This window comes from Lentzea sp. NPDC051213, from assembly GCF_044455585.1.
GTDB lineage: Bacteria > Actinomycetota > Actinomycetes > Mycobacteriales > Pseudonocardiaceae > Lentzea.
The window spans coordinates 1,343,099-1,358,490 of the sequence record NZ_JBITEX010000001.1 but is presented as its reverse complement, the minus strand read 5'-3'; the positions used below and the strand labels follow the sequence as shown (position 1 = coordinate 1,358,490).

The window sequence follows — 15,392 nt, the reverse complement described above, 5'->3', positions numbered from 1 at the left end:
TCACGCGCGGTTCCGTCCGGCAGATTCAAGTGCAGAGTGTCGACCACCGTGCCGTCGGGGTTCCTGTGCGACGGGGCCTTGGGTATCCATGCGGTGGCTGACCATGTCGACGAGTCGCTTGGCGCCCTTGCCGACGATCGTCGCCGTAACCTCCCGTGCCTGCGTCTGCCGCACTCGGGATCGGTCGCGGTGACCTGGTCGCCGAGCCGCCCGCGCTCTGTGTGGCCGACGGTGGTTGTAGTGAGCCACATAGCGGTTCAGCACTGCCTTCAGGTGATGCTCGTTGATGATGAGCAGCCAATCTGTGAGCTCTCGCCTGACGGTGCCGACGAACCGTTCGGCGTAGCAGCTGGCCCGTGGACGTCGCGGCGGGATCTTCACAGCGTCGATGCCGGCGTCAGCAAGAACGGAATCGAACGACGCCGCGAACCTGCCCTGTCACCAACCAGGAATCGAACATCGTTCGCCCAATCGTCGAGCCTCATAAGGAGGCCTGCCTGAACTAGCGCGACCCCCGAACCGGCCGGAAGCCATCCGTACTCCCGCACCTCGCGGCGCACCTCGTGGCTGTTCATACTGGATGCTTCGGGCTGGCTCATCGAGGCTGGTGGATCACATGCGGATTCCGGGGCGTCGCCCGCGGCGAGGCGCGGCAGTGGCAGCTGCGAAGGATTCCGCCGCCGCGCGTCTGATTGCGCTGCGGTCGCTGCTGGAGGTGGCAACCTGTGCGGTCGCACTCCAGCCCACCGCCGAGCAGGTCATCGACGCCTGCGCGCAGCCTGGCGACGTCCCAGCGCAAGTGGCCCGCCAGGGCGGCCGGGTCGCGTCCCAATACTGCCGGCTGCACGGGTGGGCTCTGGACCTCATCGGCGACGCCGACCGCGCGTCGCTGGAGTTCCGGGTGGCTGAGCTGCTCCACTACCACGCCGAGATGATCGACACGTGCCTCAAGCTCGCCTTTCCGAAGTTCCGGAGCCCCAGGCTCGAACAGCGGCGGCTGGCGTTGCACGGACTCGGCGAGCCGGCACGCACCCTGCGCGACGCACGGGCAGCGCTTGCTCTGTGGATCTCCGACCTCGAATCGACCGACGGCGTCGTGCCGCCACCCTGAACCGCCACCCGCACGTCCCGGCGGCGGTCGGCAGCTGCGGTGGCGGCTGGGTGGGTCGTTCGGCTGCCTCCAGCGCCGCTGTCTGTGGGGTGCCAAAACGCGGCGGTCCCGGTCGACACAGTGACGGCTCTCGGCCGCGACCTGATGACCGCCGTCAGCGAACTCGTCGCCGATCTCGATCTCGACACCGCGGCCTTCTCGGCACGTACTGTGCCGGTCGAGCTGATCGACCTCGGCCCCGCGCACAGCGCGGGCGACACCGCGGTGTGGCTGCCCGGCGACGAGACCCTGATCACCGGCGACCTGCTCTGCCCCGGCACCCACCCCGCGCAGTGGTCGGGCTCCACCGCCCGCTGGCACGCGGTGTGCGCGGAGCTCGCGTCGATGCGGCCCGCCGCCGTGGTGCCCGGCCGCGGCCCGGTGACCACGGTCGCCGGGATCATCGACTTCCGCGACTACTTGGAGCACCTGCTGGTCGAGACCCGCCGCCGCTTCGACCGGGGTCTGCCGGTGGAGGAGACTGCGGTGGACCTGCCGCTGCGGCGCTGGGCGGACTGGGCGTGCCCGGAGAACCTGGCCATCACGGTCGCCCACCTCTACCACGAGTTCGGCGGCGACCCGACCCCGCGCCCGGCGGCGCTCACCCTGGCCGCCGAGGTCGCCGAGGGCCTGCGCCGCGCCCCGCGACTGCGCCCGTACGCCCCCGCCGACCGCGACCCGGTCACCGACGAGCGGCTGTCGCTCACCGAGGGGGCGAGCGCCATCTGGGACGAGCACCGCGCGCAGACCCCGAACATCCTGTTGACCCTGGTGCGCCACCCGCACCTCTACGAGCAGACCGTGCCTATCGCCCGCGGCGTGGTGACCGGGGTGCTGACCGAGCGCGATCGGGAGATCGTCATCCTGCGCGGCGCGTGGAACTGCGTCGCGCCCTACCAGTGGAACCACCACCTGCCCATCGCCGCCGCCGCAGGCCTGTCCGCCGCCGAGATCGACGCACTGTCACATCCGGTCGGCGCGGACACGTGGTCGCCACGCGAGCAAGCGCTGATCACCGCGCTGGACGAGTTGCACGAGCGGTGCACCATCACCGATGACACCTGGCGGGACCTGGCCGCACACTATTCGCCGGTGGAGCTGATCGAGCTGGTCACCCTGTGCGGGGAGTACCGCAAGATCTCGTTCCAGGTGAACGCGTGGGGCGTGCCGCTCGAGCCGTGGGCCGGCCCGTTCCGGCTGCCCAGCGGGTGGCCCGACCACCGGTCCCGGCGAAGCAGGTAGCGTCCCGGCGCGGTGTCGGTGGTGGTGACCTGGGCGCTGTGCTTGGCGTTCAACAAGACGGGCGCCATCAGGCGCGAAGCGGCTCGGCGTCGAGAAGGACGAAGAGAATCGTGCAGGGCTTGTCGGAGCGGTTGTCCCAGGCGTGCCTGGTGCCTCGCTGGACCAGCACGTCGCCGGCACGCATGAGGGTCTCGCCGTTGTCGAAGACGCTGTAGACCTCGCCGTCGATGACGTAGGCGTAGTCGAGCGATTCGGTGCGATGGACGTACGCGGCCGCGCCCGAACCGCGCGGCGGGAACTCGACCACGCGCAGCACGCTGCCCCGGGCCGGGGGCGCCAGCGGCACCCCCGGCCCGATCGGATCGGCGTAGGGAACCTCGTTGGCGGGACGTCCCTCGTGCAGCCAGAGGTTGGTCACGGTGGCATGAGGGGTGATCTCGACGTGCGGACATTCGCGGTCTTCGGCGACGACGGAACGTCCGTCGCCGTCGTGGCCACTGACGATTCTGCGGAACGCCCGCATCATCGGACCTCCGTCCCTTTCCGTTGCCACCGAATGTGACTTGCGAGCAGTTCGCCGCCGATCTTCATCGGCGGAGTGTCGAGTTTCAGCGTGTCCCCGCCCTCGAAGACGCACGTTCTCCTGAGATCGGTACCGACGAAGTTCGGGAAGGTCGCGATCTGCACGTGATGGACGACCGTCGCGGTCGACTCGTTAACCGCGTAGGTACCGGCGTACGAGATGATCGAGCGGTACGCTTCGGCCCGTTCCTCTTGTGTGCCACCGTCGAGCGACCCGTCGTCGAAGAACGCCCGCTCGACGAGCATGAGGTTGGCGCTCATCGTGCCCTCTTCGGTGTAGATGAGCAGCCCGGTGCAGTGCTCGACCGGGCCCAGGGGTGGGTCGATCGTTTCCCCGCCGCGGAAGACCTTCCAATCGATCATCTGCCAGCTGCCGACGAGCCGTTCGCGGAACGAGGTCGTCACCGGTGATCCCCTCACATCGGCGGCGCGAGGAACAGGCCGCGGTCGACGTCGTTGTGGGAGCGCGCGGCGATGAACTCGTCCATCTCGTTCGCGGTGCCCCACTGGTCGGCGTTGGCGGGATCGGTCAGGTCGTAGATGTGCGGGTGCCAGAGGTCCTCGTCGATCACCTCGAGCTCGGTCGTGTACTCGATGGTGTTCCCGGCGTGGTCGAGGAAGTAGCTGAACGAGTTGTCCCCGGCACGGTGCCGTCCCGGCCCCCAGAGGCGCTCGAAGCCGAGGCGGTGCATGCGGCCGGTGCCACGCATGAACTCGTCGACGCCGCGCATCTCGAAAGAAGCGTGGTGGAAGGCGGCGTGCGGACCACGGACGAAGCCGAAGCTGTGGTGGTAGTTGTTGCACCGCAGGAACCACATGATCTCGCGGGGTCCGATCCGCATCGTGTCGGACAGCCGGAACCCGAGGTTGTCGATGTACCAGCGGACGGTCACTTCCGGGGTGGGCGTGTTCATCAGCACGTGCGAAAGCCGTACCGGCACGGACTCGCGCTCCTCGATCTTGCGGTGCGCCCGGACCGCGACGTCCGCGGAGACCTCGACGACTCGCCCCTCGTTGTCGAAGAACCGGACGCCGTAGCCGCCGCCCGGCGTGTCCAGCACGCGGGGTTCGTGGACGAGGGTCACCCCTCGATCGATCAGCCGGTCGGTCAGGGTGTCCACGTCTGCGGGGCCGGCGGAGCCGAACGCGATGAGGTCCGTGCGCTTCTGCTCGTCCTTGCGCAGCCGGACCACGTACAGCTCCGGTGAGCCCTCGGCGGCGAGGAAGGAGACCCCCGAGTCGTTCGCGGTCTCCGTGAGCCCCCACGTCTCCTTGTAGAACGTGCGCTGTTCGGCGAAGTTCGGCATCGCGATGTCGACGTGCCGCAGGTGGGTGATCAGGCCGGTGGCGGACATGTCAGTTCCCTTCGGTTGCTGCGTGGCCGAGCCGGTCGGTCAGCCAATCGGCGACGGTGGGCAGGACGGGGCCGGATCCCATGTGTCCGCCGGGAAAGAGCCGTGCGCTCTTCGGGTCACCGTGCTCGAGAGCGAGGTGGATGTCGGCGGAGGCGTTCTGCTGATCGTCCTTTCCGTTGACCAGCAGCAGCGGGCACGACTTCTGGTCCAGAATTCCCTGGTCCAGCAAGGAGAGTTCGGGGCAGCGCGCGACGTAGTCGGCGAAGGTGGTGCCACCGAAGAGGCGCGCACGGGCGGGCATGAGATCCATCAGGTAGGACGAGGCGTTGCGGGACTTCTCCTGCCATTCGGGCTGGAACGTCAGGTGCACCCCGCCGCCCCAGTTGACCGCGGCAGCGAGATGTTCGCGGTGCGTGTGCGCCAGCTTCATCGCCCAGTAACCGCCGAAGGACAGCCCGAGAACGGCGACCCGATCCGCGTCGAGGTCGTTCCTGCCCCGCAGCCAGTCGAACACGGGATCCCACTGGCGTTCCGCGTCCGTACCGGCCTGCACCGGAGACTGCCCGACCCCCGGCATGTCGATGTGCACCGTGGTGAAACCACGTTCGCGCAGCAGCCGGCCGCGGGCGTAGCTCTCCTCCTTCCACACGTCGATTCCGCCCCACATCAGCACAACCGGTGACTTGGTCGCGCCGGAGCCGGATGGCCGGGCCACCAGGAACGAGACGGAGTCGCCTTCGCCCGCACGGCCGTCGAACGGGACGGTGACCTGCTCGACGGGCGTGTTCTCCAGCGCACAGACCTTGGCGAAGTAGGTCCGGGCCAGCTCGTAGGCGGCCAGCTTGGCGGGATGGGTGGGCGACGGGTATCGCCCGAGGAACGCGAACTGGTAGGCCTGCCACCAGTTCTCCAGCGCGGTGCCGCGATCGCCTTCGACCTCGGCCCGCTCGGCCGCCGCCGCGAACTCCGCCGCGCCGCCGAGCCAGTGCGCCGCCCAGCGGACCGGGTCGACGCCGGGCAGCGTCTCGATGTGGCGAGCAGCCGCGGCCTCGCCGATCGCGTTGAACGGGTTGCGCCGCTGCTCGAGATGCGAGCGCAACCACGACTTCGCCTCGGCCAGGGACGGGCCGGTTTCGTCGGACACCCGAACCTCCTGCTTCACGTCGGTCATACCGGGAGCGCCATCAGTTGGTGGCACGCCTCCATGAGCGGATACGAATGCTCATGTCGTTGCTGCTGCTCGAGTTCCGCGATCGCGACCGATGTGTTCACCAGGACCTCGCACCGTTCCCTGCGGCGGTCCACGAAAGCTTCGAGGGCCTTGCGGGTGTCGTGGCAGCGGTCCAACTCCTGCGCCAGGACCAGGCCGTCCTCGATGGCGAGTGCGGCCCCGCTGGCCATCTGCGGCGAGGGCGCGTGTGCGGCGTCGCCGATGATGACGCTGGTCCCGTCCGACCACGACGTGTCGACGAACACTGTCTGCAGGGGCCTTCGAACCACCGAATCGGACCGTTCGACCTCGGACCGGATCTCGGTGACACGGCCGTTGAACGGTGCCAGCAGCTCCCCCATCCGCCGGGCTAGGTCGGCATCCGGCAGCACGTCGTGCCGAGCCTGGTTCTCGGTGAGGAAGACGTAAGCCTGGTTGCGGGAGATCGGCACGACTCCCGTCTGGTGGCCGGCACCGGCGAAGGTGTGGATGCCGGTGGCCCAGCCGGGACGCGGCACGAGGGCGCGCCAGACCATCTGGCCGTGATAGCGGATCTCGGCGGGCGGGCCGATGAGGTCACGAACGACGGAACGGATGCCATCGGCCCCCACGAGCAGGTCGACGGTGCGCACCGTTCCGTCGGTCAGCTCGGCCCGTGTCTCACCGTCCCCCTGGTCCACACGGGAAACGCTGAGTCCATAGTGGATCCGAGCACCGAGCCGCAGTGCCTCGGTACGCAGGATTCGGTGCAGTTCCGGGCGCGCGATTCCCGCCATCGCCGGGGAATCGTGGCCGATCAGGTGCGGGAGCTCCATCGAGCTCACCACCCCGTTCGCGTCGGCGTTGGTGATCACACTCATGCCGTACCCGGCAGCAAGGCACTGTTCGGCCAGCCCGAGGCCGTCGAGCGCACGAAGCGAGGGGCCGGTCAGGCTCAGCCCCCATCCGGCGGTGGCGCCCTCCGCGCCCGCTTCGACGACCTCGACCTGCCATCCCCGTCGAGCCAAGGCGCTCGCTGTCGTCAATCCCGCGATGCCGGCACCGACGATCAACGCTGAACGCGCGCCGTCACTGTGGTCCATGAGCCCTCCCTGGCCGCTGTAGTCGGCAAAGTTAGGCCGGCGGTCCTGGGTGCCCAGTCCGGTTCCGGACGCCGCTGTCCAGTTCCGGCAACGCTTCCAGATCTGGACAGCGCCCTCTCGAACCGGACAACGACCTCGCGGTTCCAGACCTAGCTTGGTCGGCACTGTGACCGGAGTCCGAACCAGGAGGACGACACGTGCGCATCGGCAACCTTGCAGGACGGCTCACCCTGTTCACCGCGACCGACCCGGTCCGCGCGGTCGACGTCGAGAAGGCCTCGGCCGGCCGGTTCGGCTCGGACCCGCAGGCGGTGTTCGCGGTGTGGGAGGAGTTCCTCGGCTGGGCCCGTGCCGCCGACCTGTCCGGCGCGACCGGCTTCGACCGAGCCGACCTCGGCGCACCGACTCCCGCCCCCGGCCAGGTCTTCGCCATCGGGCTCAACTACGCCGACCACGTCGAAGAGTCCGGAATGGACGGCCCGGAGGAATTCCCGTTGGTGTTCACCAAGTTCCGCTCGGCCCTGTCCGGCCCGGTGACCACGGTGGTGCTGCCAGAGGGCGGGCAAACCGACTGGGAGGTCGAGTTGGTCGTGGTGATCGGCCGGGACGCGCGAGCCGTCACCGCCGGCAGCGCGTGGAGCCACGTCGCCGGGCTGACCATCGGCCAGGACATCAGCGAGCGGATCGGTCAGCTCGCCGGCCCCAGTCCGCAGTACAGCCTCGGCAAGTCACATCCGGGCTTCGCGCCGCTCGGGCCGTGGCTCGTCACCGTCGACGAGTTCGACGACCCGGACGATCTCGCGCTCGGCTGCGAGATCAACGGCGAGCCCGTGCAACGCGGCCGGACCCGGCACCTGCTGCACGGGATCCCCGCGCTGATCGAGGGACTGTCCAAAGTCACCCCGCTGCGCGCAGGCGACATCGTGTTCACCGGCACGCCGTCCGGGGTCGGGCTTGCGCGCAAGCCGCAGCGTTTCCTGCGCGATGGCGACGTTCTCACCAGTCACGTCGAGGGAATCGGCGAGCTGCGCCAGACCTTCACCGCCGGCTGAGCCCAAGAGGAGCACCATGGCACTGCACAGACTGGCGCGCGTGGTCATCGGCGTCCCGGACGTCGCCGCGACCGGCGCCTACTACCGCGACTTCGGCCTGGACCAGCTGTCCGATGATCCCCGCGGCCAGCGGTTCGGCACCCAGGACGGTGGCGAGCAACTCGGCATCGTCGCGAGCGCACGGCGCAGGCTCGTCGAACTCACCGTCGGCGCCGACGACGCGGACGACCTCGGCCGGGTCGCGGCCGCCCTGACCCGGCTCGGCGTCCCGATCGAGGACGGCCAGCCTGGGTCGATCGCGGCGGTCGAACCCGTCACCGGGCTGCGCGCCGTCGTCCGCGTCGAGCCGCGCCGCGTCCAGCGCGAGGTCGCGGCGACCCCGTACAACGGGCCCGGCCGAATCGACCGCACCGGACGGGCGCCGGGCGTCGAGCGCACCGCGGCGGTGCGTCCCCGCAAGCTCGGGCACGTCGTCGTGGGCAGCACCGATCCCGACGCGACCGAGCGGTTCTTCCGCGACGGGCTGGGCTTCCGGCTCTCCGACCGGATCGCCGGGCAGGGAGCCTTCCTGCGCTGTTCCACCGACCACCACAACGTCCTGGTGCTGCGCGCTCCGACGACGTTCCTGCACCACACCTCGTGGCAGGTCGACGACATCGACGAGGTCGGCAGGGGCGCCACGGCGATGCTGAAAGGCCATCCCGAAAGGCACGTCTGGGGCCTCGGCAGGCACCACGCCGGGTCGAACTTCTTCTGGTACCTCAAAGATCCCGCAGGCAACTTCAGCGAGTACTACTCCGACATGGACTGCATCGTCGACGACCAGCTCTGGACGCCGGAGGCCCTCGAGGGCGCCAAGGGCCTGTTCAGCTGGGGGCCGCCGCCTCCCCCGTCGTTCCTGCGGCCGGAGGACCTCGCCGAGCTGATGACCGGCGCGCACGCGCCCGGCTGACCTTTCGCCCGATCCCCCGCTGGAGGTAACGATGCCCGCGACCACCGTTCCGACCGGACAGCCGGACGACGACGTCCTCTACGACGTCGTGCTGATCGGGTACGGCCCGGTCGGCCAGACCCTGGCGGCCCTGCTCGGGCAGGCAGGCCACCGGGTCGCGGTGTTCGAGCGCTGGCCCCACCTGTACGGCCGGGCGCGCGCCGGGCACGTCGATCACGAGATCATGCGGATCTTCCAGTCCCTCGGCATCGCCGGGCGGATCGAGCAGGACATGTTCCGCGCCACCAAGTACGTGTTCCGCAACGCGGGCGGCGAGACCCTGCTGACCTTCGACTGGGACGTCGACGGCATCTCCGGCTGGCCCTCGGACTACATCATGTACCAGCCGTCGATCGAGGACGCGCTCGACGCGGCGGTGCGGGCCCTGCCGACCGTCTCGGTGCACCAGGGCTGGGAGGCCACCGCGGTCGCCCAGCGCGAGGACCACGTCGCAGTCACCCTCCGCCAGAGCGAGAACACCTGGACCGTGCGCTGCCGGTACCTGGTGGGCGCCGACGGCGCGAACAGCTTCGTCCGCACACAACTCGGCACCACCCAGACGGACTTCGGGTTCCGGGAGACCTGGTTCGTCTGCGACCTGGAGCCGAAGGTCCCGCTGGACCTCGGATTCGACAACGGGCAGGTGTGCGACCCGGCCAGGCCGCACTGCCTGTTCCAGCTCGGCACCCGGCACCGCCGGTTCGAGTTCGCACTGCTGCCCGGCGAGGATCCAGAGCGGTTCGCCGACCCGCTGGCAGCCTGGGAACTGCTCGCGCCGTACGGCGTCACACCGGACAAGGCCGACCTGGTCCGGCACGCGGTCTACACCTTCCAGGCCAAGCTCGCCGGCCGGTGGCGCCGCGACCGGATCCTGCTGGCCGGCGACGCCGCGCACGTCATGCCGCCGTTCATGGGGCAGGGGATGTGTTCGGGCGTCCGCGACGCCAAGGCCCTGGCCTGGCGGCTCGATCTGGTGCTGCGCGACCGCGCCGCCGACGCCCTGCTCGACAGCTACCAGGTCGAGCGGGCGCCGCACGTCGCGACGCTGATCCAGATGTCCGTCGAGGCGGGCCGGGTGTCCTGCACCTTCGATCCGGAGATCGCCGCGGCCAGGGACGAGGCCTTCCGACGCGGCCAGGTCCCGCCCCCGCCGCCCTTCCCGCACCTGCTCGGCGGGCTGCTCGACACCGAGGCCGGCGGCAGGGCGGCCGAGGTCGTGGGCAGGCTCGCCCCGCAGGGCCGGGTGCGGACCGGCGGCCTGACCGGGCGGTTCGACGACCTGGTCGGCCACGGGTGGACCCTGTTGCTCGCTCCCGGCACGGGCTGCGAACTCACCGAGGGCCAGGCCGACGTGCTCGACCGGCTCGACGCCCAGGTCGTCGCCATCGGCGAGGATCCCGCCGACGTTGATGGCTACTACGCCGGCTACTTCGCCAGGACCGGCCTCTCGATGATCCTCTACCGGCCGGACTTCTACGTCTTCGGCGCCGCCGAGGACAGCGCCGCCGTTGGCCGGGTCGTCGACGCACTCGGGCGGGCGATCGGTGGGCCGGCTCGGATCGCGGCCGCATCGTGAACGAGACCCCGGGCTGGAAAGCCGCTGCTGAGGCTCACAAGCGGGCGATGCCGGTACAACGTCTCGTCGGCAACGGCATGAACTTCGCCGACGTCAGCGACCTCTACCGATCCGTCGACAGCGGACGGCCCTGGGACGAGGCCGCGGAAGAACTGGGCGAGCAGAACCTCGCCCGCGCGGCCGCCGCTCTCGCTGTGGGCCACACCACGACCGCACGTGACTGGTACCTGTTGGCCTCTGCCTGCTTCCGGGTCGGACAGGTCCCGCTCACCGACACCGAGCCTCGCAAACGGGAGCTCTACCGCAAGCTGATCGCCGCCTTCGGCGCCGCGGGCGCACTGACCCAGCCGGTCACCGAACACCTCGACATCGACACCCCGGCCGGGATTGTGTCGGGCTGGCTGCTGCGCCCCGCCGCGGTCCAGCACCCGCCCACGGTGGTGATCGTCGGCGGGTTCGACGGATGGAGGGAGGAGTACCACGTCGGTGCCACGTATCTGCTCGACCGCGGCATCGCCGTGTTCCTCGCCGATGGTCCCGGCCAAGGAGAAAGCAGGCTGTTCCACGGCAGCCGGATGACCCCGGACGTGGACCAGGCGTTCGTGACCGTCGCGGACACCCTGCTCGCGGACGACCGGCTCGGCGACCGCGTCGGGATCTGGGGGAACAGCATGGGCGGGTTCCTCGCCGCGCTGGCCGCGAGCGCAGGCGAGGGGTTCGCGGCCTGCTGCGTCACCGGCGGCACCGTCCGTCCCGCCGAGATCCTGGACCGCTACCCGAGGTTCACCGCGAAGGTGCGGCCCCTGCTCGGGATCGACGACCCCGAGCAGGCGCGGGCGGCGATGGAGCGCTTCCGGCTCACCCCAGAGCGACTCGCCTGTCTGCGGGTCCCCTTGCTGGTCCTGCACGGCAGGCCCGACCAGGTGTTCCTGATCGAGAACGCCCGCGCGCTCTTCGACGCCGCGGGATCGCCCGACAAGCGCTGGGCCGAGTGGCCCGACGGTGACCACTGCGTCTACAACCATTCGCACGAGAAGCACGTGCTCGTCGCGGACTGGTTCGCTGACCGACTCGCTGCTCACCTCTTCGGTAGCCTGATCTCACCGCCTACCGAAGAGGTGAGCAGTGTCGTCGAGTCCCCTGCGTGATTTCGTCATCACGAAGTCCGGCAATCCGGTGAACCTGCTCCACTCGGCGGCCCGGCTCTTCGGCGGCGCGGTCACCACCAGTCCCCTCGGCCCCTTCGCGGGCGGCGAGCACGAGGTGCGCGGTGTCGCGGCGGCGGACTTCGCCGTCGGCTACTTCGCCTCCTCGATGGCGGTGCGGGTCGGCACCGCGGCCGGCAGGGACTCCTACTTCGTCAACCTGGGCCTCGCCGGTGAGATCGCCGCGAGCAGTGACGGCCGGCAAGCCGTCCTCAGCCGGACGAGGGCCGGGGTGTTCAACCCAGGCGATGCCCAGGAACTTCGCCCCAGTCGGCCGGGGACGAGATTCCTCGGCCTGCGGATCGACGCCGAACTCGTCCAGCGGGAGCTCGCGGCGCTCACCGGTGGCCCGACCGGTGCCGCCGTGCGTTTCGACCTTCCGCTCGACCTCTCCGAACCGCGCGGCAGGGCGGTCAAGCTGCTCATCGGATCACTGATCGAGCAACTCGACTCCGGCGATCCGCTGTTCCAGCGCGAGGAACTGCAACGGAGCCAGTTGCGCTGCATCGTGACCGCACTGCTGCTCGCCCAGCCGCACACCCACACCCCCGCGCTGCACGGCGGACCTGTGACGCCGCATCCGAAAGCGCTGCGTGCGGCGGTCGCGTTCGTCGAAACCCATCTGCCGGAACAGATCTCCCTCGGTCAGATCGCGGAGGCGGCCGGGTGCAGCGCACGGACGATCAGCAGCGCGTTCCGGGAGAAACTCGGGACCTCACCGATGGGATACGTCCGCGACCTCCGCCTGGACCGGATACGCCACGACCTGCTGTCGACCGACGACCAGATCGGCGAGATCGCCTATCGCTGGGGTATGACCCATCTCGGCCGATTCGCCGGCGAGTACCGCTCGCGGTTCGGCGAGCTTCCCTCGGCCACCGCCGCCCGCAGATAACCCGAGCGGTCCACGCCTATTGGCAGAAGTTCCGAGCACCAAAGCAATCAAGGGCAAGCGCAACGAGCTGCGATTGAAGGAAAATGTCAGCAATAGTTCGCGAGACCTTGAATCGGCTGGTCGTGACGAGTTAGTTCGGTTCCATGCCAGTGGAGTTCCGCGTACTCGGGGACGTCGAGGTGCACATCGACGGCCAGAGCGTCGATGTGGGGCACGCGCGGCAGCAGTGCGTGCTGGTGGCGCTGCTCCACGACATCGGGCAGCCGGTTCCGGTGGAAAGGATCCTGAGCCGGGTGTGGGGCGAGCACCTGCCGCATCGCGGGAAGAACGTGCTGTACGGCTACCTCTCCCGGCTGCGCCAGGCGCTCGCGGCAGCAGGGGACGTGACAGTTGCCAAGCAACGCGACGGGTACGTGCTCACGGCCGATCCCACCGCGGTTGACCTCCACTGCTTCCGGCGGCTGGTCGCCGAAGCGCGGACTGCGGACGACGATCAGGCGGCTCGGTTGCTCAACCGTGCGCTCGCGTTGTGGCGGGGCAAGCCGTTCGAAGGGCTGACCACGCCGTGGCTCGAGGAACTGCGCGCCACCCTCGAAGCCGAGCGGTTCGCCGCGGTGCTGGACCGCAACGAGGTGGCGATACGGCTCGGCAGACAGGACGACGTGCTGGGAGAGATGTTCCGCGAAGCCGCGGCACACCCTCTGGACGAACGGCTTGCCGGTCAGGTGATCCTGGCGCTGCACAAATCGGGTCGCCACGCTGACGCTGACCGGCATTACGCCGAGCTGAGCCGGAGGCTGGCCGATGAGCTCGGGGTCGATCCGAGCCCGGCAGTCCGCGAGCGGCACGAGCACTCGCCCGCCGCGCTGGCACGGCGGCCCGGCCGGCCGGTGCCACGGCAGCTTCTCGCGCACTCACCGTTCTTCGCCGGGCGTGAGGAAGAGCTGGAAATGCTCGACGACCTGCTTCGCCGGCACCGGCCACTCGTGGCGATCAGCGGCGCGGCCGGAGTGGGGAAGACGACGCTGGCCTTGCACTGGGCACACAGCGCGCAGGAGTCGTTTCCCGACGGTCAGCTCTACGTCAACCTGCGGGGGTTCGAGCACGCCGGGTCTGCCGTGTCGCCGGCGGAGGTGTTGCGGTCGCTCCTCACCACGCTGGGTGTGGCGCCCGATCGGGTTCCGTCCGACATCGACGCGATGGCAGCCGCATACCGCAGTCTCTTGAGTTCACGGCGATGCCTCGTGGTGCTGGACAATGCGCGGGACGTGCCGCAGATCCGCCCGTTGCTACCGGGCGCCGGCACCTCGACGGTGGTCGTGACGAGCCGCAACCACCTGATAGGTCTCGTCGCCGGGGAAGGCGCGCATCTGATCACCCTGCGCCAGATGGACCTCCGCGAGGCCCGCGCACTGCTCGAGCGTCATCTCGGCCGCGACCGGATGGAGGCGGAGACCCAGGCGGTCGACGAGCTCATCGCGGGTGCGGGATTCCTGCCCCTCGCGCTCGCGGTGCTCGCCGCCAGAGCCTCGCTGAACCCCACCTTTTCCCTCAGGGCGCTGGCAGGCGAGCTGGACAGCGAACAGTCGCGTTTGGACACTCTGGACGACGACGACCCGAAGACCAGCGTGAGGGCTGCGATCTCGTTGTCCTGTCAGCATCTCGGACCGACGGCGGCGCGGGTTTTCTGCCTGCTCGGCGTTCATCCGGGACCGGACGTCACCGCCGCGGCGACGGCGAGCCTGGCCGGGCTGTCCGGCAAGGAGGCACAAGACGCGCTGGACGAGCTGGCGCGCGTGCACTTGGCCGAGGAACACCAGCCGGGCCGGTTCGTTTTCCACGACCTGGTGCGGGCATACGCCGCGGAGCAGTTCCGGTTGGAGGCCCCGGTACCGGAGAGAAACGACGCCGTGCGCCGCCTCCTGGACCACTACCTGCACACGGCGTTCTCCGGGGCACTGCTGTTGCGTCCCGCGAGAGACCGCATCGACGTGGGCAACCCGGCGCCGGGAACGCGTCCTGAGTTGCTGAGCGACTACCAGGCCGCGTGGCGGTGGTTCGAAGACGAGATCGCGGTGTTGCGGCAACTCCTCCCACTTGCCGCCACGGAAGGCTTCGACCAACACGTGTGGCAACTCGCTTGGACAACCGCAGACTTCCTGGACCGCCAGGGCAGGTGGCACGACTGGATCGAGATCGGCACGTCCGCGCTCGCAGCCAGCGCCAGACTGGCCGACCCGCGCGCGCTCGCGAGTGCGCATCGCGGGCTCGGCCAGGCGTTCATCATGATGCGTTCCTTCGCCAAGGCGAGGGCTCACCTCACGTCGGCACTGGACCTCGGTGGCACTCCCGTCGGCAAGGCGGGCATTCATCGCGACCTCGCGCTGATGGCCGACGCGCAAGGCAGCTACGCCGAGGCACTCGAGCACGGCCAACGCGCACTGGAGATCTATCGAGAGTGCGGTCACCTCGCAGGCGAGGCCGCCGCGCTGAACCAGGTCGGCTGGTACCTCTGCCAGCTGGGCAGTCACCACGGCGCGTTGACGATGTGCCAGGAGGCACTCGAACGGCATCACGGTGTCGGTGACTGGACGGGAGAAGCGGTCACCTGGGACAGCCTCGGCTTCATCCACCACAACATGGGCGCGAACGCTCGTGCCATCGAGTGCTACCAAAAGGCACTCGCGCTGTACCGGGAACTCGGAGACGTGTTCGAGAACGCCGCGACCCTCACCCGCCTTGCCGACGCACACCTCGCGGAAGGCGAAACATCCGCGGCGCGAGACGCGCTGCGGGGTGCGTCGGCCCTGCTCGACGACCTGAGTCATCCTGACGCCAGAGGCGTTCACGCGCGGCTCGCCGCCTTGGCCACGGGCGGCGAACTGTCCTCAATGGACCTGAGCGGAACCACACCGACCTACAGGGGTCTCGGTGCAGATGTCGAGGGTGAACGGTGAGCGCGTCCCCGGCGGCGTACTCCAAAGCAGGTCGACTCTCGGGCCAGCCTGCTTACACCAATCGTAACTTTCCGGAATCAGTTGACCACCGTTCG

14 protein-coding genes are annotated in these 15,392 nt (G+C 69.5%); 8 read left to right on the top strand and 6 right to left on the bottom strand.

Annotated features, from left to right (window positions below):
* Entirely contained in the window at window positions 1-381 is a 381-nt protein-coding gene (locus ACIA8G_RS05880) for an integrase core domain-containing protein (RefSeq protein ID WP_396417111.1), read from the bottom strand.
* A gap of 274 nt (window positions 382-655) precedes the next feature.
* Between ACIA8G_RS05880 and ACIA8G_RS05875 the strand changes: the two genes are divergently transcribed.
* Both ACIA8G_RS05875 and ACIA8G_RS05870 read left to right on the top strand, forming a co-directional pair.
* Window positions 656-1,111 carry a hypothetical protein gene (locus ACIA8G_RS05875; RefSeq protein WP_396417110.1) on the top strand — a complete coding sequence of 152 codons (456 nt, stop codon included), beginning with the start codon at window positions 656-658 and terminating at the stop codon, window positions 1,109-1,111.
* Between the two features lie 120 nt (window positions 1,112-1,231).
* Window positions 1,232-2,392 (top strand): carboxymuconolactone decarboxylase family protein, encoded by a 1,161-nt coding sequence (locus tag ACIA8G_RS05870; RefSeq protein ID WP_396417109.1) that lies wholly within the window; start codon window positions 1,232-1,234, stop codon window positions 2,390-2,392.
* Between the two features lie 67 nt (window positions 2,393-2,459).
* Here the strand turns inward: ACIA8G_RS05870 and ACIA8G_RS05865 are convergent, their stop codons facing one another.
* From ACIA8G_RS05865 to ACIA8G_RS05845, 5 genes are read right to left on the bottom strand one after another with little or no spacing between them, the layout of a single operon-like run.
* A complete protein-coding gene (locus ACIA8G_RS05865; protein WP_396417108.1) occupies window positions 2,460-2,918 on the bottom strand; it encodes a cupin domain-containing protein in 459 nt (152 codons plus the stop codon).
* Complete coding sequence (locus ACIA8G_RS05860; RefSeq protein ID WP_396417107.1) at window positions 2,915-3,379, bottom strand: lipocalin-like domain-containing protein; 465 nt, start codon at window positions 3,377-3,379, stop codon at window positions 2,915-2,917. The genes ACIA8G_RS05865 and ACIA8G_RS05860 overlap by 4 nt, the downstream gene beginning before the upstream one ends.
* 11 nt (window positions 3,380-3,390) lie before the next feature.
* Window positions 3,391-4,329, bottom strand: coding sequence for a VOC family protein (locus ACIA8G_RS05855; RefSeq protein WP_396417106.1), 939 nt, complete (start codon window positions 4,327-4,329; stop codon window positions 3,391-3,393).
* Between the two features lies 1 nt (window position 4,330).
* On the bottom strand, window positions 4,331-5,473 hold the full coding sequence (locus ACIA8G_RS05850) for an alpha/beta hydrolase family protein (protein WP_396417105.1): 1,143 nt from the start codon (window positions 5,471-5,473) through the stop codon (window positions 4,331-4,333).
* A gap of 23 nt (window positions 5,474-5,496) precedes the next feature.
* The gene (locus ACIA8G_RS05845) at window positions 5,497-6,621 is read right to left on the bottom strand and encodes an FAD-dependent oxidoreductase (protein WP_396417104.1); all 1,125 of its coding nucleotides are present in this window, start codon (window positions 6,619-6,621) and stop codon (window positions 5,497-5,499) included.
* Between the two features lie 197 nt (window positions 6,622-6,818).
* On the opposite strand from ACIA8G_RS05845, the gene ACIA8G_RS05840 reads away from it, so the two are divergent.
* The 6 genes from ACIA8G_RS05840 (at window position 6,819) to ACIA8G_RS05815 (ending at window position 15,297) form a co-directional block, all read left to right on the top strand.
* On the top strand, window positions 6,819-7,673 hold the full coding sequence (locus ACIA8G_RS05840; RefSeq protein ID WP_396417103.1) for a fumarylacetoacetate hydrolase family protein: 855 nt from the start codon (window positions 6,819-6,821) through the stop codon (window positions 7,671-7,673).
* Window positions 7,674-7,689: 16 nt separating this feature from the next.
* Window positions 7,690-8,625, top strand: coding sequence for a VOC family protein (locus tag ACIA8G_RS05835; RefSeq protein WP_396417102.1), 936 nt, complete (start codon window positions 7,690-7,692; stop codon window positions 8,623-8,625).
* Window positions 8,626-8,656: 31 nt separating this feature from the next.
* Window positions 8,657-10,240: a bifunctional 3-(3-hydroxy-phenyl)propionate/3-hydroxycinnamic acid hydroxylase gene (locus ACIA8G_RS05830; protein ID WP_396417101.1), complete on the top strand. Its 1,584-nt coding sequence runs from the start codon at window positions 8,657-8,659 to the stop codon at window positions 10,238-10,240.
* A complete protein-coding gene (locus ACIA8G_RS05825; RefSeq protein ID WP_396417100.1) occupies window positions 10,237-11,388 on the top strand; it encodes an alpha/beta hydrolase family protein in 1,152 nt (383 codons plus the stop codon). Before ACIA8G_RS05830 ends, ACIA8G_RS05825 begins: the two co-directional genes overlap by 4 nt.
* Entirely contained in the window at window positions 11,366-12,340 is a 975-nt protein-coding gene (locus ACIA8G_RS05820) for an AraC family transcriptional regulator (RefSeq protein WP_396417099.1), read from the top strand. Before ACIA8G_RS05825 ends, ACIA8G_RS05820 begins: the two co-directional genes overlap by 23 nt.
* A gap of 143 nt (window positions 12,341-12,483) precedes the next feature.
* Window positions 12,484-15,297 carry a BTAD domain-containing putative transcriptional regulator gene (locus ACIA8G_RS05815; protein ID WP_396417098.1) on the top strand — a complete coding sequence of 938 codons (2,814 nt, stop codon included), beginning with the start codon at window positions 12,484-12,486 and terminating at the stop codon, window positions 15,295-15,297.
* Window positions 15,298-15,392 lie beyond the last annotated feature (95 nt).